Origin of the sequence: Micromonospora sp. HM134 (genome assembly GCF_007833915.1) — a bacterium.
GTDB lineage: Bacteria > Actinomycetota > Actinomycetes > Mycobacteriales > Micromonosporaceae > Micromonospora > Micromonospora wenchangensis.
This window is the reverse complement of the sequence record NZ_CP041061.1, coordinates 7291915-7311213: the sequence shown is the minus strand read 5'-3', so window position 1 is coordinate 7311213 and position 19299 is coordinate 7291915. Positions and strand designations below refer to the sequence as shown.

Annotated in this window: 18 protein-coding genes; 10 read left to right on the top strand and 8 right to left on the bottom strand. The window is 70.4% G+C overall.

What is annotated here, in order from left to right; genetic code table 11:
- Positions 1-408 precede the first annotated feature (408 nt).
- The 5 genes from FJK98_RS31810 to FJK98_RS31790 are packed head-to-tail and all read left to right on the top strand — an operon-like array spanning position 409 to position 4476.
- Positions 409-1335 carry a hypothetical protein gene (locus FJK98_RS31810; protein ID WP_145922302.1) on the top strand — a complete coding sequence of 309 codons (927 nt, stop codon included), beginning with the start codon at positions 409-411 and terminating at the stop codon, positions 1333-1335.
- Positions 1328-2299, top strand: coding sequence for a TRM11 family methyltransferase (locus tag FJK98_RS31805; RefSeq protein ID WP_370516957.1), 972 nt, complete (start codon positions 1328-1330; stop codon positions 2297-2299). The genes FJK98_RS31810 and FJK98_RS31805 overlap by 8 nt, the downstream gene beginning before the upstream one ends.
- Positions 2296-3156 (top strand): hypothetical protein, encoded by an 861-nt coding sequence (locus tag FJK98_RS31800; protein WP_145922300.1) that lies wholly within the window; start codon positions 2296-2298, stop codon positions 3154-3156. Before FJK98_RS31805 ends, FJK98_RS31800 begins: the two co-directional genes overlap by 4 nt.
- A complete protein-coding gene (locus FJK98_RS31795; protein WP_145922299.1) occupies positions 3153-3710 on the top strand; it encodes a DNA cytosine methyltransferase in 558 nt (185 codons plus the stop codon). Before FJK98_RS31800 ends, FJK98_RS31795 begins: the two co-directional genes overlap by 4 nt.
- Complete coding sequence (locus tag FJK98_RS31790) at positions 3679-4476, top strand: hypothetical protein (RefSeq protein ID WP_145922298.1); 798 nt, start codon at positions 3679-3681, stop codon at positions 4474-4476. Before FJK98_RS31795 ends, FJK98_RS31790 begins: the two co-directional genes overlap by 32 nt.
- A 105-nt stretch (positions 4477-4581) precedes the next feature.
- Here the strand turns inward: FJK98_RS31790 and FJK98_RS31785 are convergent, their stop codons facing one another.
- On the bottom strand, positions 4582-5064 hold the full coding sequence (locus tag FJK98_RS31785) for a DUF2690 domain-containing protein (protein ID WP_145922297.1): 483 nt from the start codon (positions 5062-5064) through the stop codon (positions 4582-4584).
- Positions 5065-5131: 67 nt separating this feature from the next.
- The gene (locus FJK98_RS33465) at positions 5132-5446 is read right to left on the bottom strand and encodes a hypothetical protein (RefSeq protein WP_168222593.1); all 315 of its coding nucleotides are present in this window, start codon (positions 5444-5446) and stop codon (positions 5132-5134) included.
- A gap of 216 nt (positions 5447-5662) precedes the next feature.
- Here FJK98_RS33465 and FJK98_RS31780 point away from each other — a divergent pair, with 216 nt between their 5' ends.
- A complete protein-coding gene (locus FJK98_RS31780) occupies positions 5663-9499 on the top strand; it encodes an AAA family ATPase (RefSeq protein WP_168222592.1) in 3837 nt (1278 codons plus the stop codon).
- 143 nt (positions 9500-9642) lie between these two features.
- On the opposite strand, the gene FJK98_RS31775 is transcribed toward FJK98_RS31780, so the two are convergent.
- Together FJK98_RS31775 and FJK98_RS31770 are read right to left on the bottom strand one after the other, a co-directional pair.
- A complete protein-coding gene (locus FJK98_RS31775; RefSeq protein WP_240762473.1) occupies positions 9643-10053 on the bottom strand; it encodes a hypothetical protein in 411 nt (136 codons plus the stop codon).
- Positions 10054-10181: 128 nt separating this feature from the next.
- Positions 10182-11330, bottom strand: coding sequence for an IS3 family transposase (locus FJK98_RS31770; RefSeq protein ID WP_145919019.1), 1149 nt, complete (start codon positions 11328-11330; stop codon positions 10182-10184).
- A gap of 98 nt (positions 11331-11428) precedes the next feature.
- On the opposite strand from FJK98_RS31770, the gene FJK98_RS31765 reads away from it, so the two are divergent.
- From FJK98_RS31765 to cyaB, 3 genes are all read left to right on the top strand, one after another.
- Positions 11429-11701: a helix-turn-helix domain-containing protein gene (locus tag FJK98_RS31765; protein ID WP_145922295.1), complete on the top strand. Its 273-nt coding sequence runs from the start codon at positions 11429-11431 to the stop codon at positions 11699-11701.
- Positions 11702-11791: 90 nt separating this feature from the next.
- Positions 11792-13258, top strand: coding sequence for a tyrosine-type recombinase/integrase (locus tag FJK98_RS31760; protein WP_145922294.1), 1467 nt, complete (start codon positions 11792-11794; stop codon positions 13256-13258).
- A gap of 301 nt (positions 13259-13559) precedes the next feature.
- Positions 13560-14117 (top strand): class IV adenylate cyclase, encoded by a 558-nt coding sequence (gene cyaB, locus FJK98_RS31755; protein ID WP_145922293.1) that lies wholly within the window; start codon positions 13560-13562, stop codon positions 14115-14117.
- A gap of 181 nt (positions 14118-14298) precedes the next feature.
- Here the strand turns inward: cyaB and FJK98_RS31750 are convergent, their stop codons facing one another.
- From FJK98_RS31750 to FJK98_RS34465, 4 genes are all read right to left on the bottom strand, one after another.
- A complete protein-coding gene (locus FJK98_RS31750; RefSeq protein ID WP_240762471.1) occupies positions 14299-14799 on the bottom strand; it encodes a hypothetical protein in 501 nt (166 codons plus the stop codon).
- A 160-nt stretch (positions 14800-14959) separates the two neighbouring features.
- Positions 14960-15763 (bottom strand): endonuclease/exonuclease/phosphatase family protein, encoded by an 804-nt coding sequence (locus FJK98_RS31745; RefSeq protein ID WP_145922292.1) that lies wholly within the window; start codon positions 15761-15763, stop codon positions 14960-14962.
- 12 nt (positions 15764-15775) lie between these two features.
- Positions 15776-16384, bottom strand: a complete 609-nt coding sequence (tmk, locus tag FJK98_RS31740; RefSeq protein WP_145922291.1) for a dTMP kinase — start codon at positions 16382-16384, stop codon at positions 15776-15778.
- Positions 16385-16388: 4 nt separating this feature from the next.
- On the bottom strand, positions 16389-17492 hold the full coding sequence (locus FJK98_RS34465; protein ID WP_145922290.1) for a radical SAM protein: 1104 nt from the start codon (positions 17490-17492) through the stop codon (positions 16389-16391).
- Between the two features lie 694 nt (positions 17493-18186).
- On the opposite strand from FJK98_RS34465, the gene FJK98_RS31730 reads away from it, so the two are divergent.
- Positions 18187-19293, top strand: a complete 1107-nt coding sequence (locus FJK98_RS31730; RefSeq protein ID WP_370517101.1) for an ATP-binding protein — start codon at positions 18187-18189, stop codon at positions 19291-19293.
- The last annotated feature ends 6 nt before the right edge of the window (positions 19294-19299 follow it).

Genomic DNA, 19299 nt, shown 5'->3' with positions numbered 1-19299 from the left:
CCTCTGACAGCGGCGCAGGCACCGCCACCGTGAAGACACCAACCTGTGACAGGGCCACCGTGCCGGTGCCGGGTTGCCGCGGGGGTACCACTCACACCGGCTCTCACAGTGCTGGTCGAAGCCGCGATCCACGCCCACATCGAGTCGCACCCGCACGCCGGAAGCGGCCCTCCCGCCCTGTTCTGTCAGTGACGCACCGTAACTGACAGAACGGGTCGGATCCGGAGTCCTTCGTGGCCGACCGGCAGCTGTCTCTGCTCGCCGCACGGGCGGGGCGGAGAGAGACGTCCGCACGAAAGCGGACTACCACCTGTGAGTGGAGGTGAGTGCGGCAAGTGTTCGTCAGGGCTCACAAACCCCGGTTTGGGGGTGTCAGCGCTTCACGGCGCGGCGCGGAGCCGACAGCACATGAGCGAGCACACGCCGCACCACAACACCCAGGCCGGCCACACCGCACCGGTCGACCCCGCACTCTTCGACCTGATCGCCGGTGACCCGCCGGTCCCGATCACGGTCTGGCGCACGGCCCGCACCGACGCCGAGCACCACACCAGCCTGCCCGCCCGTCTGGCCTACCGCCTCGTCGCCGCCTATAGCCGGCCCGGGGAGGCGGTCGTCGACCTCACCCGCGACCACGCCCTGACCGCGACCTGCGCCAGAGGTAACCGGCGGCACCACCGTGCCTGGTTCACCGACAGCAGCTCCGGCCTGATCATCGGCCCGGCCACCACGACCCTGTCGGACGACAACAGCCCGCTTCCCCCGACCCTGCGGGGCGACGGCGGAGACGACGCACCCGAGCTGGTCGAGTGGTTCGGCGACGACCTCACCGACCCCGACCTCCCCGGCACCGACACCCCTGTCGTCCGGCCAGCCGGCGACGGACCCGTGGACGCGAACACCAGCCTGGTGGTCGCGTCCTGGCCGCTGCACGACACGGACACGACCGCCCGGGTCCGGCTCGCCTGGCTCCTCGCCGCCTGCGCTCGGCTGCTGCGCCCCGGCGGCTGCCTCGTCCTCGTCGTCGGCGTGCCCGCCGGCACGCAGCCCACGCCCGAGGACTTCGGCCCCCTCGTGGCCGCCGCCTCCCGGGTCGGACTCGGCTACCTGCAGCACATCGTCGCCGTCGAGGCCGACACCGACGGCGACCAGTTCCTCTACCACGTCGTCACCGACGAGGAACTGCTCACCCTCGCCCACACCACCGCCGAGCAGTGGACGGTCGCGCACCTGCGGGTGCACGCCGACCTCCTGGTCTTCACCCCACGACAGCCCACCCCCGATGCCGGACCGCGGCGACGCGGCACCCGCGACGGGGGTGACCGCCGTGCCTGAACCCACTCCCGTCCCCGCACAGCCCGAACCACAGCCGAACACCCCCACCCCCGCCGACGGGGACTACCAGGGGCGGCACCACGAGTACGAAGGCCACCACCGCGCGGACCCCGACGGCCTGTCCGTGTGGGCCACCGCGCAGTCCACCGGACCCGTCCAGCGCCGCGGCCGGTACATGCCCGAGTCGGTGAAGCATCCCGCCCGGATGCTCCCGGCGATCGCCGCCCACGCCATCACCGCCTACACCCGGCCCGGGGACCTGGTCCTGGACCCGATGTGCGGCATCGGCACCACCCTGGTCGAGGCCGTTCACGCCGGCCGCGACGCCTTCGGCATCGAGTACGAGCCGCAGTGGTCGAACATCGCCGACGCCAACATCCGCCACGCCCATGACCAGGGCGCCACCGGACGCGCGTCGGTCATCCGCGGCGACGCGACCCGCCTCATGTCCCTCGTCCCGACAGCCCTCGCCGGACAGGTGGCGCTCGTGGTCACCTCGCCCCCGTACGGGCCCACGGTCCACGGCCTCGTCCGCCCCGGCGAGGGCGGGATCGTCAAGCACGACGACCGGTACGGCGAGGACAAGGGCAACCTCGCCTACCGCGACCTGACCGGCCTCGCCGACGGATTCGCCCAGATCCTGGCCGGCTGCGCCACCCTGCTACGCCCCGGCGGCGCCGTCGTGGTCACCGCCCGCCCCTGGCGCAAACAGGGCGAGCTGATCGACCTGCCCAGCCTGGTCATCGCCGCCGGCCGACGCGCCGGCCTCGTCCCGACCGAACGGTGCGTCGCCCTCCTCGCCGCCGTCCGCGACGACCACCTCGTCGCCCGACCGTCGTTCTTCCAACTCCAACAGGTCCGCAAGGCCAGGGCCGCCGGGACACCCATGCACCTCATCGCGCACGAGGACGTCCTGATCTTCACCAAGCAGCCGTCGCAGGACGACCCCGGGGTGGTCGCGTGAGCGCACCGGCCCACCGCTACCTGTCGCTGGGCGCGGGCGTGCAGAGCACCACGCTGCTGCTGCTCGCCGCCCAGGGCACGATCCCCGGGTTCGACGCGGCGATCTTCGCCGACACCGGCTGGGAACCGACGGCGGTCTACCGTCACCTGGACCGTCTGACCGGCATCGCCCAGACCGCCGGCATCGACGTGGTGCGCGTCGGTGCCGGAGACATCCGGGCCGACGCCCTCGACCCGCAGCACCGTTTCGCGTCCATGCCCCTGTTCACGCTCGGCCCGAACGGTGAGCGGGGCATGGCCCGCCGGCAGTGCACGTCCGAGTACAAGATCAAACCCATCAAGGCGGAGGTACGGCGCCGCCTGGGCTACCCGCACCCGACACGGGTACCGGCCGGGCTGCGGGCGCAGATGGCGATCGGGATCAGCCTGGACGAGATCGGCCGCGCCCGCGACTCCGACGTCGCCTACACCCGCAACATCTTCCCGTTGCTCGACATGGGTTGGCGGCGAACCGACTGTCTCCGGTACCTGGCCGACCACGGCCTCGGCGACACCCCGAGGTCGTCCTGCGTGGGCTGCCCGTTTCACGACGACGGCTTCTGGGCCGACCTGCGAGCGAACTGCCCGACGGAGTGGGCCGACGCCGTCGCCTTCGACCACGCGATCCGCAACGGCTCCGCGAAGGCCAACGCCGACGGGCACCCACTACGCGGGCAGTTCTTCCTCCACCGGACCCGAGTGCCGCTCGACGAGGTTGTCCTGCGCCCACGTCCACGACCGGCCGATGCCCCCGCCTGCGGGCCGTGGACCTGCCCGCACGACATGGCACCCGCCGCCGGGCATGGGGAGGTGGCGTGAACCGTGCACAGGCCGCCGTACCACGAGTCGGGTCGGTCTGCACCGGCTACGGAGGCCTCGACCTGGCCGTCGAGCTGGTGCTCGGCGGCCGACTCGCCTGGTACGCCGAAACCGACCGTCACGCCGCCACCCTCCTCGCCCACCACTGGCCCGGCATCCCCAACCTCGGCGACATCGCCGCCGTCGACTGGAGCAGGGTCGAACCCGTCGACATCCTCACCGCCGGGTTCCCCTGCCAGGACATCAGCAACGCCGGCAAACGCGCCGGCATCACCGGCGCGCACTCCAGCGTCTGGAACCACGTCGCCACAGCCGTTCGCGTCCTACGACCGCACCTGCTGTTCGTGGAGAACGTCGCCGCCCTCCTACGCAGAGGACTCGACGTCGTCCACGCCGACCTGGCCGAGATCGGGTACGACACGAGCTGGCTATGCCTACGCGCATCCGACATCGGCGCCGCCCACCAACGGGACAGGCTGTTCCTGCTCGCCACCCCCACCCCCTGCCTGGGAGGAGAGGGGGGTGCGGACGTTGCCGACACCCTGCGCCCGTGACGGCAAGGGCCCCGGCCACCAGCACGGACTACCCGACCTGATCGAGCCCACCGGAACCCGCCACCACCTGCTGCCCACCCCCACCGCGGCGACATACGGGTCGAACAAGTCCCCCTCAGCCGGGGCGACCCGTCGACCCGGCCTCTCCGGCATCGCCGGACAGTTGCTGCCCACCCCGCGCGCCAGCGACACCGGCACCCCCGGCCGGCGCGCCGGCGCCGGATGGCGACCACCACTGTCACAGGTGCTGCTACCCACCCCGAAGGCAACCGACGGCACCAAGGGCTGCCCAGGACAACGCGGCTCGCACGGGGACCTCACTCTGCCGTCGGCGGCGGTGCGCTTTTCGGCCCGGACCCTGCCCACCCCGCGCGCCTCCGACGCGCGGGGACCCGGCCGACACGGCAACGGCGGTGCGGACCTGCGCACCACCATCGGCGGGTTGGGCCAGGCGGACGCCGTCCGGTGGGGCGTCTACGCCGAGGCGGTAGCCCGGTGGGAGCTGCTGCTCGGCCGGCCCGTGCCGGAGCCGACCCAACCCGGGCGGCACGGCAAACCGGTCCTGGCGCCGCCGTTCGTGGAATGGCTCATGGGCCTCGACCAGCACTGGGTCACCGACCCGGCGCTCGAACTGCCGCGCACCGCTGCGCTGCGGGTCCTCGGCAACGGCGTCGTCCCGCAACAGGCAGCCGCAGCGTTACGGCTGCTGCTGTGCCCCAACCGGTGCAGGGTGCCAGCGTGCATGACCGTCCACCGGGATGCCTGATCGACCAAGCATCACCGGTTCGGCCCTGGTGTCGAGTGGCGCGGACATAAGGACGTGGGGGCGGCTGCCGCCCCGCCCCCACGTCCGGTCTTCCTGACGGGTTGTTCAGCAGACCCGGTCGAGCGCCTGTCCGTTGGATCCGATCACGGCGTTGTTGAGGGTGAGGACGGCGCCGACGTCCACGCAGACCCAGGAGGGGGCGTAGAACTGCAGTCCGTAGCTCCAGCCGTAGTAGACGTCGGTGGTGCTGTCCGTGGCGTACTCCAGCGATCCGCCCGCCGGTGCGTGCACCCGTGGCCGCGTGATGATCTTGGTGGCGGCTGCGCCCGGGATGTAGTTGTTCACCCGTACCCAGTTGGTCTCGCACGCGGTGGAGTAGCGCAGCTCCATGACACCGTTGACCGTTCCGGTGGCCGGGTGGCGCAGCTCCTTGGACCAGATTGTGATCCCGGTGGCGGAACAGCCGGTCTGTGCCGGGTCGGTGTAGTCGTAGCCGCTGCCGGGCGGCGCGGCCTGGGTGGGTCCGGCGGTGCCCAGTACCAGCCCGACGGTGAGTGCCAGGATCGCCGCGATATTCAGTGCCCGCATGGTTCTCTCCCTTGCCGAATCTTTGGTTGTGGATGCTTGGCGCTCGGTCGGTGGGTCACTCCCGTGGTCAATCCCGCAGGTAGAACCCGGTCCATCGGGGGGAGTACGGCCAAGGGCAACTGACGTGGGACGACCCGGTGGCGACGTTGACCCAGGGGCCCTGAGCGGTGGTCCACCAGCCGAACCACTCGCAGCCGGCCACCGCGCTGACACTGCCGGTGCCGGTCGCGCACCAGGCGGAAACCACCCCGTCGGACCGCAGGGCCGAGCCGCAGTTGCCGGGGTAGGCGACGGCCGGAGCGGCGGACAGCGTGATGGTGGCGGCCACGGCGGCGGTACTCAGGGCCGCCGCCACAGCGCCTCGGACGATGCGTGTTCTCATCTCGGGGACTTCCTTCCCAGTCGGAATTCGCGTGTCCGGATCCCGTCTTCTCAGCCGGACAACCGTTGGTCAGACACCAGAATTGGCCCGCCGGACCAGGGCGGAGAAGCCCCGGGTGGGATTCCGTACGAGGCCGTACACCCTGCTCAGCTCAGGTCTGGTGCCGACCGCCGGACCTGTGGCCGACCGGCGACGTGTCTGAGCAGGGAGGTCTCGGTGACCGAACCGTCCCCGCCCGTTACCGATCAGATCCGCACCCGCCAGGACTTCGCCCGGGAACTGACCCACCTGCGGGAGCGAGCCGGCCTCTCGGTACGCGACGTCGTGGCCGCCATCCCCCGGCAGTCGCGACGGCACGGGACGATCAGCGACTGGTTCGCCGGACGCGGCCTGCCCCAGCCGTCCTCCCACGCCCTCTTCGAGCAAGTGCTCCGTGCCTGCGCGGCCACCGACGACGACGTCGCACGATGGTTGGCCGCGCTACGGCGGGTCCGCCGGGCCCGGACGTCCCGCGCCACCCAAGAGCCGTACCGCGGATTGAACCGGTTCGACACCGAGCACGCCGGCTGGTTCTTCGGCCGGGAGCAGCTGACCACCCGGCTCGTCGAGCGGGTGCGCACCCTACGGCAGGCCGGCGGCGGCATCCTGCTGGTCACCGGAGCATCCGGGATCGGGAAATCGTCCCTGCTCCGAGCCGGGCTGCTCGCGGCGATCCGCGAGCACAACGACAACAGCCCACTGATCGACACCGCCGTCCTGACGCCCGGGTCCCGTCCGTTGCGGGCATGGCAGGAACAACTCTCCGACCAGAACCCAGCGGCCGCTCCGGTGATCGTCGTCGACCAGTTCGAGGAGGTGTTCGCACCGGAGGTCGACCCCACGGAAGCGGACGCCTTCGTCGCGGCTCTCGTCACCGCGACGCAGCGGCCCACCGAGCCACCCACAGCAACGAAACCGACCATACGGCCGGGCCCCGTCGTCGTGCTGGGACTGCGGGCCGACTTCTACACCGACCTGCTCCGCATCCCGAGCCTGGCGGGAGTCGCCCAGGAACACCAGTTCACCGTCGGGCCGATGACCGCCGCCGAACTCCGCAAGGCGATCACCGAACCGGCCCGCAGAGCCGGCGTCGACGTCGAAGACGGCCTCGTCGACCTGCTCCTGAAAGAGATCGCGCCCCGATCCGGCCATCTGACGGCGGCCCACGATCCCGGTGCGCTGCCGCTGCTGTCGCACGCCCTACTGGCGACCTGGGAGGCCGGCTCGGGCCAACTCACCACCGAGCGTTACCGCGCGACAGGTGGTATCGACGGCGCGGTCGCCACGACCGCCAACGCCGTCTACACCACCCTGCACCCACGCCACCAGGAACTCGCCCGAACACTGTTCCTCCGCCTCGTGCACCTCGGCCAGGGCGCCGCCGACACCCGCCGACGGCTCCGCCGCACCTACCTCCTGCAGGGCGCCCCCACGGGCACGACGAGCGACGACATCGACGAGGTGATCGACCGCTTCGTAGACAGGCGCTTGCTGACCGTCGACGACGACACCGTCGAGATCAGCCACGAGGCGCTACTGACCGCCTGGCCCCAACTGCGCGGCTGGCTCACCACCGACCGAGCCGCCCTGCTCATCGGCCAGCAGGTCACCGACGCAGCGGAAACCTGGATCACTGAGAGCCGAGATCCGGCCCTGCTTCTACGCGGTAGCCGACTGATCGCGGGCCAACAGTGGCTGGCCGGGCACCCGGCGCCGCCAGCCCTACCGGCACGGTTCGTGCGAGCCAGCACCCGGCACGCCCGCCGCCAACTCCGCCGGCTCTACCAGACCGTCGCGGCACTGACAGTCCTCACCCTTGTCAGCACCCTCACCGGCGTGATCGCGGTCCGCCGTACGGGCGAGGCGCAGACCCTGCACCAACAAGTCGCCCACCAACGGGACGAGGCTCGCTCCCGCCTGGTCGCAGCTCGAGCCGACCAGCTTCGCGACAAGGACGTCTCACTCTCTCGGCAACTGGCCCTGGCCGCCTACCGGATCGCGCCAACCACCGAGGCCCGGTCGAGCCTGATCGGCTCAACGGCTACCCAACCAGCGATCAGAATGCTCACTGGCAAGAACCAGACCATGTACGCCGTCGCGTTCAGCCCGGACGGGCGACTGCTCGCCGCAGCCGTCGACACCACCATCCGACTCTGGGACGTGGCCAGCGGCCCCCGACTCGTGCCCCTGGGAGACCCGCTCACCGGCCTCACCAGTCCCGGTTACTCGGTCACCTTCAGCCCGGACGGCCGCACCCTGGCCGTCGGTAGCGGCGACCACCGGCTGCACCGCTGGGACATGACCACCCCGGCCAGCCCGGTCCGGTTACCGCCACTGGCCGACGCCGGGAACACCGTCTACTCGGTGGCCTACCGCCCAGACGGGCGACTGCTGGCCGCGGCCAGCGCTGACGGGACAACCCGCCTGTACGACACCACCGACCGCCACCACCCCACCCCGATCGGTGTCGGCCTGTCCTCGCCCTCGGGCGCGAAATCGCTGACCTTCCACCCCTCCGGCCACATCCTGGCCGTCGGCGACATCGACGGAACGATCCGTCTCTGGGACATCACACGCCCACAACGACCCCACCGGCTCAGCCGGCCCGCCGGGCCCTCCACCGAGGTTGGCCAGGTCACCTTCAGTCCCGACGGGCGAACACTGGCCGCCGGAAGCAGAGACTTCACCACCCACCTCTGGAACGTCAGCAAACCCGCGCGTCCGACGCCCCTCGGGCCTGCGCTGACCGGGCCGAAGAGCTTCGTCAACGCCGTCGCGTTCCACCCAGACAGCACCCTGCTCGCCGTCGGCAGCTCCGACCCGGCCATCGGGGTGCAGATCCACGACCTGGCCACTCAACGGATCACCGCCACACTGCCCCACCCCGCACCAGTGACCGCCCTGCAGTTCAGCCCCGACGGCAGCGCCATAGTCACCAGCTCCAACGACGGTACGGCCCGACTCTGGCCGCTACCCGGCCCAGTGCTCGCCACACCAGGCGTGGTCAGCGCGACCCTGTTCAGCCCCGACGGCAGGACCCTCGCCGTCGGCAGCACCTCAACCCAAGTGTGGAACGTCGAACACCCCGACCGACCCACACCCGCCGGCCCCGCCCTGCCCAACCCCGACGGCTTCTCCGGCGCGCTCGCCTTCACCCCCGACAACAACACATTGGCCGTCTCCGCCCGCTCCGGCACGGTCCAGCTGTGGGACATCTCCGACCCCACCCGACCAGCGCGCCACGGTCCCGCACTCCAAGCACACGACCAACTGGTGGAAGCCGTCGCCATCAGCCCCAACGGACGAACCCTCGCCACCGGCAGCCGTGACCACACCATCCGCCTCTGGGACATTACCCACCCGACGACACCGACACCCCTGGCCACGCTGCCCGGCTTCGGGAACTACGTATCGAGCGTCGCGTTCAACCACGACGGCAGCCTGCTCGCCGGCGGAAGCATTGACCGATCGGTGCGCCTCTGGGACACCAGCCGACCTGACTCGCCAGTTCCACTCGGCGAGCCGCTGACCGCGGGCCACTACGTCTACACCGTCGCGTTCAGCCCCGACCGCCGAACCCTGGCGGTAGGCAGCGCCGACAGCTCCATCAGCCTGTACGACATCAGTCATCCCGAACAGCCCTCACCGGTCGGCGTACCACTGACCGGGCCCACCAACTACGTGTACACGCTGGCCTTCAACACAGAGGGAACTTCCCTGGCCGCTGCTGTCACCAACGCCGGAACCTGGCTGTGGGACCTCAAGGACCGCAGCAGGCCCGCCCTGTTCGCGGTGCTGCCAACCCCCGGCGGCGGCATCTACACCGTCTCCTACCACCGCGACGGCAACACCCTCAGCGGCGGAGGCACCGGCAACACCGTCTGGGTCTGGAACACCAACCTGAGTGTGATCCCCGAACAGCTCTGCGCCACCGTAGGCAACGCCATCACCCCGACCGAATGGGCGACCTACGTTCCCGGCGTGCCCTACCAACCGCCATGCCCCGACCAATAGCGCTCACCACTCCTCGCCCAACCTCCCGGGGCCTTATCCCACCCTCCGACAGCGGTGCAGGTTGCCGCCTCGACGCCGGCCAGGGTCGCTTCGACCTCGCCGCCATCGGATACCGGGGCGCCCGGCGCCGCAGAGATCACCCGTCAAGAACGTCGGCCCAACGACACGTCATCGCCTACCAGGACCCGGCCAGGCCCAGGCCCCGGCCACTGCGCCTGGGTCAGCAGGCCCCCCGACTCCAGCCGGCGGATGACTTCACTCTGCGCGGCCGCGTCCAGTGTCTCTGGCAGGTTCTCGAACGAGGCGGGCAGGACATCCAGCAGGGAAAAGATCTGCTGGCCGTCTCGCATCGTCAGCAACAGCATGCACCGCCAATGCGGCGAGACTTCCGGGCGGTGTGGGGCCCTGTGCACCAGCACCGGCCGCAGAAAATGCACCGCCCCGGGATCGGCGAACTCCATCAGCCATCCGACACCGTGATTGCGGTTCAACCCGCACTCGATCGCCTCCGCGTCGAGCCGGATCAACTCTGACGTGTCGACCGCCTTGACCACACGGGGAACACCTGAACTCACCGCACGAGTCTCCCCTCAGACGAGCAGCCCACATAGCCGCCAGTCGGCCGCTTCACCAATAGCGGCACTGATGTTCCCCGGGTTTCTCGGAGCCGTGTTGGTTGGCGTCAGGCGACGGATAGGGCGATCGGGTGGAGCCTCTCATACTCGTTCGGGGTGAGCATGCCCAGTGAGCTGTGGCGGCGTTGCCGGTTGTGGAAGATCTCTAGGTACTCGAAGATCGCATTGGCTAGTTCGATGCGGGTGCGCCAGCGGCGGCGGTTGAGCAGTTCGGTCTGCATTCGGCCCCAGAACGACTCGATCATGCCGTTGTCGTAGCAGTCGCCGATGGATCCCATCGACGGTGCCAGGCCGGCTTCCTGGACCCGGCGGGTGAAGGCCCATGAGGTGAACTGGACTCCGTGGTCCGAGTGGATCACGGTGCCGGTAGGTTGGCGGTTGCTGATGGCCATGCTCAGGGCGTTGGTCACCAGGGTGGCGGTCTGGGTGGCGTCGATGGACCAGCCGACGACTTTTCGGGAGAAGGTGTCCAGCACGACTGCGCAGTAGACCTTGCCCTCCCGGGTCGGGTGTTCGGTGATGTCGGTGACCCACAACTGGTTCGGCGACGATCGGGTGAAGTCGCGGTTGACCAAGTCCGCCGCGGTTGGGGTCTGGTGCTTGGGCCGCGGCCTCCGGCTACCGGGCAGCCCGCGGATGCCGGCGCGGCGCATCAGCATCTCGACCGCGTGATAGCCCACGACGAGTCCACGGCCCAGCCGTAGTTCGGCATGCACGCGGCGGGAACCGTAGGTTCCCCTGGAGGCCAGATGCACCGCACGGATCTGTTCGGTCAGCCACGCGTGCCGCAGCGCCCGCTGCGACGGTGGCCGGTTGCGCCAGGCGTAGTACCCGGAAGCCGAGACCTCGAGCACACGGCAGCAGACCTCGACAGGCAACCCCTCAGCGGCCATCCGGTGGATGACCGCGTACCGGCCTTTTGGGGGCACCACCTCCTTGAGCAGTTCGGTCGCACGGCGATGCACGGCCAACTCGGTCTCCAGCTCGGCGATACGCCGCCGAGCGGCGACCAGCTCCGCCTGGTCAGCGGAGCTCACGCCTGGCATCTGACCGGTGTCGATCAGCTCCTGGCGGCGCCAGTTGTAGATCGTCTGATCACTGATGTCCAAGTCACGGACCAGCTCCGCTACCGATCGGCCAGCCTTGAGTAGATCGAGGACCTTACGACGAAACTCGGGTGGGTATCTCCTCGGCACGTCTCTCCTCAACGAATGACGAGCCTGACGAGTCAACCAACCTGACTCCACCGAACCCGGGGAACATCACACTCTCTGCCAGAGAAGGACCAAATCCCTTGGACAGCACGGCTAGCACTGCCGCAGAGCACCCGCAGGTATGGACCATCGAACGCATCCGGGCGCTCGGAGCGGTCACCGACGTCGGGACCGTCGGCGAGATTTTCGGCATGTCCCGCAGCAGCGTCTACGAGCTGGCGCGCCGCGACCGGCTACCGGTGCCGGTGTTGCGGGTCGGATCCCGCTACCGCGTGTCCGTTCCCGCGATCCTGACCGCCCTCGGCGTTCCCAGCGACCCCCCGCCCCCGCCCCTGCCCCCGCCCGCGACTTGATCACCCGGCCGCGACGAGCGGTGATCACCACCCACGGAACCCCGACAATCCGATGCCCGTCAGCGGGCGTCGGCGAGGAGTGAACTCGTCATGGCAGACGGATCCATCACCAAACGCTGCGGTTGCCGACAGGACGGCAGACGCCTCGGCGCCCAGTGCCCCAAGCTCCGCCGCGGCAACGGCTGGAACCCCCACCACGGCACCTGGCGCTACCAGCTTGAACTCCCCCTCGACGCCGGCAACGGCCGACGGCAGTTGCGTCGCACCGGATTCGACACCCGCGAGGCCGCCGCCACCGAACGTGACCACGCCCGCGCGCTGCTCGACCTCGCCGGCCGCGACGAGATCCAGCGTCGGCGCATCGCCGACCTGCTGCAGGCGTGCAAACCCCAGCAGCCGCTGCCCGATCGCGACCACGTCGCCCGCCGCATCCGCGCCGACGTGCCCGCCGACACCCGGCTCACCCTCGGTGAGTACCTCGCCGAGTGGATCACCAACCGGGTCAGGCTCGCGCCCGCGACCCGCCGCAGCTACCACGACCACATCACCAGGTACTGGACGCCCCACCTGGGGCAGGTCGCGCTGCAGGAACTGACCGCCGCGCACATCGAGTCGGTGTTCGCGACGATCGAAGCCCGCAACGACGAGATCCGCGCCGCGAAAGCCAGCCCCGTGAAGGAGATCCGCGACGCCGTCAAGGGAGTCCGCACGGTCGGTGCCGCCAGCCAGCAACGGATCCTCGCGACCCTGCGCAAGGCCCTCAACGACGCCCGCCGCCTGTACCACCATAAATTGGTCGACCACAATCCCGCCGAGTCCGTCGAGCTCGCGTCCGGTAGGCCGCCGAGGCCCCGGCTGTGGACCGACGCGGCGGTCAACCGGTGGCGTCACACCCGACTGCGTCCCAGTCCGGTCATGGTCTGGACGCCCGCCCAGGCCGGCCGGTTCCTCGACTTCGCCGAGGCCGAGGACCCCGAGCTGTACGCCCTGTTCGACGTGGCGATCCACCGCGGCCCGCGCAGGGGTGAGCTGTGCGGCTTGCACGACTACGACGTCGACCTGCAGGCCGCCGCGATCACCATCACCGGCCAGCGCACCAGCGTCGGCTACCAGGTGATCGAGAAGGAAGTGAAGTCGGCAGCCGGCGACCGGGTCGTCGACCTCGGCGACGAGACCGTCACCAGCCTGCGCCGGTACCTCGCCCGCAGGGCGGCGTGGAAGCTCGCCGCCGGCGACGCCTGGGCCGACAGCGGCATCTTCTTCGTCCGGCAACGCGACGGCCAACCCTGGCACCCGGAGACCGTCACCGGCCGCTTCGACCGGCTCGTCCAACGCAGCGGCCTGCCACCCGTGCGGTTCCACGACCTCAGGCACATCGCCGCGACCCTGATGCTCGCCGCCGGGGCCAGCATCAAGGAGATCCAGGACACCCTCGGCCACTCGTCCTACAAGATGACCGCGGACATCTACACCTCCGTGCTCGCGGAACTGAAGAGGACGACCGCGCAGGCCACGATCAGGCTCGTCCCTCGACGGAACCGGGCAGACGCCGCGTAGAGCTCGCGGACGGGTGGCGCACACACAGAACATCTCTGCGTGGCCGTGTGCGGTGATGCTTGCGAGAGGAGACGATTGGGCTGAGGAGGATGCGCTGACGCTGGGGACGACCCGGCGGTGTGCCAGGGTGTGGATCATCCAGCGTCGCGGCTCCCTCGTTCCGCTGTCGTCGCTGGGCAAAGGATGGCTCCGGGTCCGACGACCTCTCGCGCGGTTGCGGGCGCGTCGAGACACCGATGCGGCCGGTCGGGTCGTAGGGTGCGACGACGTGACGGGCATGAACACGATCCAGACGACAGGTATGACTGCGCCATCCACGTACGAGGTGGAGGTCAAGTACCGGATCGGTGATCTCGCCGCGGTGGAAGCGGCCCTCGCTGTGCGTGGTGTTGTCCTGTCGGCCCCGGTCGTCCAGGACGATCAGGCATACGCGCGGGTCGGGTGGGAGTACGGCCAGTCGAAGATCGGGATGCCGTTCGCCCGCCTACGTACCGAGCGGGGACGTCATCTGCTGACGGTCAAGACGCCCATGGCCAACGAGTTGTCGTGTGTCGAGCATGAGACCGAGGTGGCGGACCGAGCGCAGATGGACGCCGCGATCCGGCAGATGGGCTTCTACCCGACGGTGCGTATCCGCAAGGCCCGCCGCACGGCGACGCTCGGGCTGATGTCGTTGTGTGTCGACCAGGTGGACGGCATCGGGGCGTTCCTGGAGATCGAGCGGATCGTCAGCCACGGTGAGGAGGGTGAGCGGATCCAGGCCGAACTCGACCGGTTCGCCCTCACGTTGGGCGTGTCCCTGGAACGGGCCACCGACACCTACGACTCGCTGATCCGCGCCGCGCGGACCGGGATCTAGGTTGCATTCCGAAGACGCAGGCAGACGCCCCCTGCCAGCCCGAAGCAGTGCCTCTACTGCCGAACACCACGCCAACGCTGCCGGGCACTCGCTCTGATCGTCCGGCCGGCATCGTCCTGAGGGGAGCGTCCGCCCGGCCGGGAGGTGACCAGGGCAGAGTCGGTCGGGTCCTGTCGGGGGCCTACTCCTCGTCCTGCGGGTAGGGCACGGACCGCTCCCACGCCGCTTCGAACTCGTCACGGCTGATCTCCATCCCAACGTATCGGGGGTCGCGGAGGTCCCGCGGTGGGTTGAGCAGGTCCTCGGCCAGGCGGAACACGCCCTCGGGGGACACCTCCACCTCCCGCAGGCGACGCCCGTCGGGACCGACCTCCACGAGGAAAACGGCCCCCTCCTCGTCGTCGCGCAGGTACACCCGCTCCCGCCCGGCAAGCACCCCGTACCCGGGCAGCGACCGGTGCGCGCAACGCTGCTCCCACAGGTCCGCCAGGGAAGTCCCCGACAGCGCGTCCAGGTGCAGCTCCTCCTCCGCGTAGGGGCCCATCTGGTGAATGCTCGCCTCGTCGGTGATCACCTCGACCTCGGCGACGTTGTCCACGATCTCCTCGGCAGAAGCGGCCCACACCCACCACCACAGGCCACCCATCCCGTAGTCATGGCACACCAAGTAGCGCTTCTTCACCGCATCCACCGGGCGAGGGTGCCACAGTACGGTGGAGCGCTCCGACCACCGCCCAGGTCACGTCAGGCTGACCTGGCAGCGTCGAAGATCAGAGGGGCCTCGACCTGCACCTCACCGTGGGCTGCGCGGCCGCCACCACGTCGTGCCGTCCGCGACACGGCTAGAACAGGGTCGCCGGCGCGGCCGTCGACGGCACTGGGCGTGTGTCGAGCGTGGGGGTCGCCAGGTCCAGGTCGAGGCTGACGGCGGCGTGGTCGGTGAGGCGCTGCTCGCGGGGTTCCTGCAGGTAGCTGCCGCCGTGTAGTCGATCGCGTAACGCGGTGCCGACGTGGAGGTAGTCGAAGCGGTAGCCGTTGCCGGACCGGCCGAACCAACTGTGTGGCTGCACGGCGGGGGCGAGGTGCTGGTGGGCGTCGGTGAGCTCGGCGGCGGTCAGCGCGTCGAACAGCTCGTACTCGAACGGCAGCCACACCCCCGGATAGGGGGGCTGGTGGTCGCGGGGGATGACGTTGTAGTCCCCGCCGAGCACCAGGTGCGCCCGTTCGCTGGCGGTCAGGCCACCGATCGCCGTGACGAGGGTGGTGACGAAGGCCCGCTTGCGTTCGACCTTGGCCGGGGCGCGGTCGCTGGACGGCACGTACACGCCGAGGACGGTGACCGGCGGGTCGGTGTGGACGGTGGCGGCGACGGCCCGGCCGGGGATGCTCAGTGCGGCGGTGATGTCGGGGCGGACGGTCAGCGGAACTCGGCTGATCATGGCGGTGCCGCGGTCGCCGGGCAGGGGCGGGTGGTGCACCTGGCAGCCGGCGCGGCGGAAGCAGTCGAGCAGGTGGGCGGTGCCGTCGCCGCTGCTGGTCTCGGTCAGCAGGAGGATCTGTTCCGGGCGGCCGGTGAGCCAGGCGAGCAGCGCGTCGGCGCGCCGACGGGAGGTCGCCTGGATGTTCAGCGTCAGGATCGATAACACGGCGTCGAGTCTTCACGCCCTAGGGCGGCGGGCGAGCAACGGGGCCAGCGTGTCGAGGATGGCGTCCACGACGTGGTCCGGGTCGCGGCGGCGGCAGTCGATCCACGCCTGGTGCCACAGGTGGCCGTTGAGGAAGTCGAACGCCTCCCGGTAGAGCCGCAGCTCGCGTTCGGGTGTGCCGGTGGCCTCCAGCCGGGTCAGCTGGCGGCGCGCGGCGAGGCGGGTGGCGATGACCTGCGGGTCGTCGACCAGGTACAGGGAGATGGCGGGCGGCAGGACGTACCGGTTGTAGCTCCAGATCTCGCCCAGGTCGACCGCGTCGAGGCGCTGCAGCACCAGCGATGACTGGACGTACCGGTCGCTGACGACGATGGTGCCGGCGTCGAGCGCGGGGATGATCTCGTCCTCGATGTGGGTGGTGCGGTCGGCGGCGAGCGCGAGCGCGAGTGCCCGGCCGTGGAGGATGGCCTCGGCCTCACGCAGCAGGTTCCCCAGGGGTGTCCGGGTGGGTTCGGTCGTCAGGTGCACGGGCTGCGCGGTGTGGTGGTGTAGCCGCTCGGCCAGCAGTCCCGCGACGGTGGTCTTGCCGACGCCGTTGGGTCCCTCGATCACGACGAACATGGCATCAGGATGCGGTGGGTGTGATCGGGATCAGCGGGAGGCGGATCGCCTCGGGCGGGCACTGCGCGGTGTCGGGTGCGCCGATGCGCTGCCCGTCGGCGATCACCGCGGCGGGGCATCCCTTGCCGCAGGAGTCGTTCACCGCGCACGCTCCGCAGGTCGTGTTGGCGCCGACCTGGTAGCGGTCGTGGAAGCGGTACCGGTCGAGGGCGTCGGCGATCTCCCCGTCGAGGATGTTGCCGATCAGGAACTCGCGGTCGGCGTGCGGGGACTGGGGTGTGCGGGCGGCGAAGACGAGGTAGGGGCAGACGGCGGTGGCGCCGTTGGCGAAGACGTAGATCAGGGTGCCGGCGTCGCAGCCGGACAACGGCCGGGTGTCGTTGGGGAACCGGATCGGCACCAGCTCGACGCGGTCGGCCAGGGGCGCGGTGGCGGCGGCGATGGCCCGCATCGTCTGTTCCGGGGCGGCGAGCCGCCCGTGGGACTTCACGCCCCGCCCGAAGCTCGACAGGGGGTTCATCAGCACGTACGCCGCGCCCAAGTCGGCGGCGAACGCGCACAGCTCGGCGAACTCCTGCGGGCGGGTGAGCACGTTCGGCGTCGACAGGATCCCATGCAGCAGGCCCGCATCGGCGAACCGCCGCGTGGTCTCCCGGGTGACGGCGAAGGAGTCGCGGTTGCCCCGGAACCTTCCGTGCGAGGCGGGCCGGAACCCGTCGAAGCTGACATTGACCCGCACGTTACCCAGCTCGGCGAGAGCGCTGATCTGTTCGTCGCTGGTCAGGGTGGCGTTCGTGCAGATCTTGACGGGGAGGTCCATCCGCGCCGCCGCGGCGCAGATCTGCAGCAGGTGCGGGTGCGCGAACGGCTCGCCGCCGGTCAACGTCAACCGGGTCACCCGGGCCCGCCGCAACCGGGGCAGCACGACCTCGACCATGTCGTCGACGGCGATATCAGCGCCGACCTGGGTAGAGGACACGAAGCAGTGGGCGCAGTGCAGGTTGCACCGCTGCGTGATCTGCACCAACGCCTTGCGCTCGCCGTCATCGACCGATGTGCGGAAGTAGCAGGAGCTGGCGTGGGTGTCGATGACCAGCGGTTTGCTCATGGGTCCCCCCAGCGCCGGGCCGCTCGCAGGAGCCGTCGAAACATCCCTCCTGCCTCACGGGACTTCCTCCTCCAGTAATCCGGCATCCGCTCGCGTCGACCACCCTCGACGCTGATATCCGACACGGGCCTACACGTCCCGCCGCCCCTCGTGGCCGACGACCCCGATCGGCAGCACCGCGCCCCCACTGAAAGTGGCGGCCGGGGTAGCGGAAGAGCGAGGTGGTAGGCGTGGTCGCTGGTCCTCGCACGGCCAGGCGCGCCAGAGGCCAGCGTTGATTTCTCACGTCGACGGTGGTCGACACCCCCAGGCCGATCGAGACTGACCGCAGCGGGACCGAGCATCACCTACGCCACGAACCCCAGCCAGGCGCGGCCTGGACAGCGACGGCCGGGTTCCCACCGGTGGCGGGACCGCTGACACACCTCAATTCCTGACTCACGGAGGCAGAGTGCGACTCGACGCGTCGGCCGCAGGCCCGCCCGGGGCTGGTTCACCCGCTCGCCTGGCGTGGGTGTGTGTGGCACTGGCCGCCGCGGTGGCGGCGCTGGTCCTAGGGACGGCCGCCTGGGCGCTCGCCCTGTCACCGGGTCCCATTCCAACAATGTCCTGGTTGGCGCTGGGAGCAGCGGCAGTGACCAGCACGACGGCCACCGCCGGCGGAGCCGTCTACGTTCATCGACTCACCCGCCTGATGATGACCGCCTCACCTGCCGACGGCCAGCCGCCCGCAGGACAACGGGAGGTGTACGTCGGCTTGGCCCGCCGGCTGCAGGGCCTCGTGCACCGCGAGATTCAACTGCTGGACGTCCTGGAAGCGCAGGTCGAGGACCCCGACCTGCTCAAGGGCCTGTTCCAGGTCGACCACCTCGCCACCCGCATCCGCCGCTACGCGGAGAACCTCGCCGTGGTCGGCGGGGCGGTGCCACGGCGGCAGTGGAGCCGGCCGCTGCCGCTGGTGGAAGTGCTGCGCTCGGCCATCGCCGAAGTGGAGCAGTACGCGCGGGTGCGGGTGGTGCCGCCGGTCGAGGGAACCCTGCGCGGTCACGCCGGCGCCGACGTGGTGCACCTGCTGGCCGAGCTGATCGAGAACGCGACCACGTTCGCGCCCCCACACACCGAGGTGACCGTACGCGCCCGGCGGGTAGCCGTCGGCGTCGCGGTCGAGGTCGACGACCGCGGCCTGGGCATGACCCACCTGGAACAGGACCGGGTGAACACCCTGCTGGCCGATCCCCACCGGGTCGAGGTCGGCGACCTGCTCCGCGACGGCCGCATCGGAGCGTGGGTGGTCTCGGCGCTGGCCCGCCGGCACGGCATCACCACCAAGATCCAGAACAACGTGTACGGCGGGACGCAGGCGGTGGTGATCCTCCCGACGGCCCTGCTCGGCGACCGGCAGACCACTCCGCCACCGGCCGTGGACACGGCCCGCGCACCCGCACGGGGCGAACCACCACCCGCGGCCGCGTTTCCCTCGTCGACAGGGGTCCCCACCGCGTCTACCGGTCCGCGTCATTCCCCGTCGGCGCCGCCGCCGGCGGGGACACCCAGCCGGCACCGCCATGTGCCACCGGCGACCCGCGACGACACACCCAGGCAGGCCGGCGAGACACGGCCCGCGCTGCCGCGCCGCACCCGCCAGGCACATCTGGCGGCCCCGCTGCGGCAGGCCCGCCCGACGTCGGCGAACCAACCATCGGGCGCCCACAACCCGACCCTCATGGCCGACTTCCTCCACGGCGCCGCCTCCTCCGGACCACCCGCGGCGGGTGCGGGCGTCAACCACCGACCTGTGTGACAAGGA

Excerpts from the sequence above, each read along its gene's own strand:
- FJK98_RS34465 (WP_145922290.1), bottom strand. The coding sequence starts at position 17,492 with ATGAGCAAACCGCTGGTCATCGACACCCACGCCAGCTCCTGCTACTTC.
- FJK98_RS31785 (WP_145922297.1), bottom strand. The coding sequence starts at position 5,064 with ATGCGGGCACTGAATATCGCGGCGATCCTGGCACTCACCGTCGGGCTG.
- cyaB (WP_145922293.1), top strand. The coding sequence starts at position 13,560 with ATGACTGCGCCATCCACGTACGAGGTGGAGGTCAAGTACCGGATCGGT.
- tmk (WP_145922291.1), bottom strand. The coding sequence starts at position 16,384 with ATGTTCGTCGTGATCGAGGGACCCAACGGCGTCGGCAAGACCACCGTC.
- FJK98_RS33465 (WP_168222593.1), bottom strand. The coding sequence starts at position 5,446 with ATGAGAACACGCATCGTCCGAGGCGCTGTGGCGGCGGCCCTGAGTACC.
- FJK98_RS31810 (WP_145922302.1), top strand. The coding sequence starts at position 409 with ATGAGCGAGCACACGCCGCACCACAACACCCAGGCCGGCCACACCGCA.
- FJK98_RS31730 (WP_370517101.1), top strand. The coding sequence starts at position 18,187 with ATGATGACCGCCTCACCTGCCGACGGCCAGCCGCCCGCAGGACAACGG.
- FJK98_RS31760 (WP_145922294.1), top strand. The coding sequence starts at position 11,792 with ATGGCAGACGGATCCATCACCAAACGCTGCGGTTGCCGACAGGACGGC.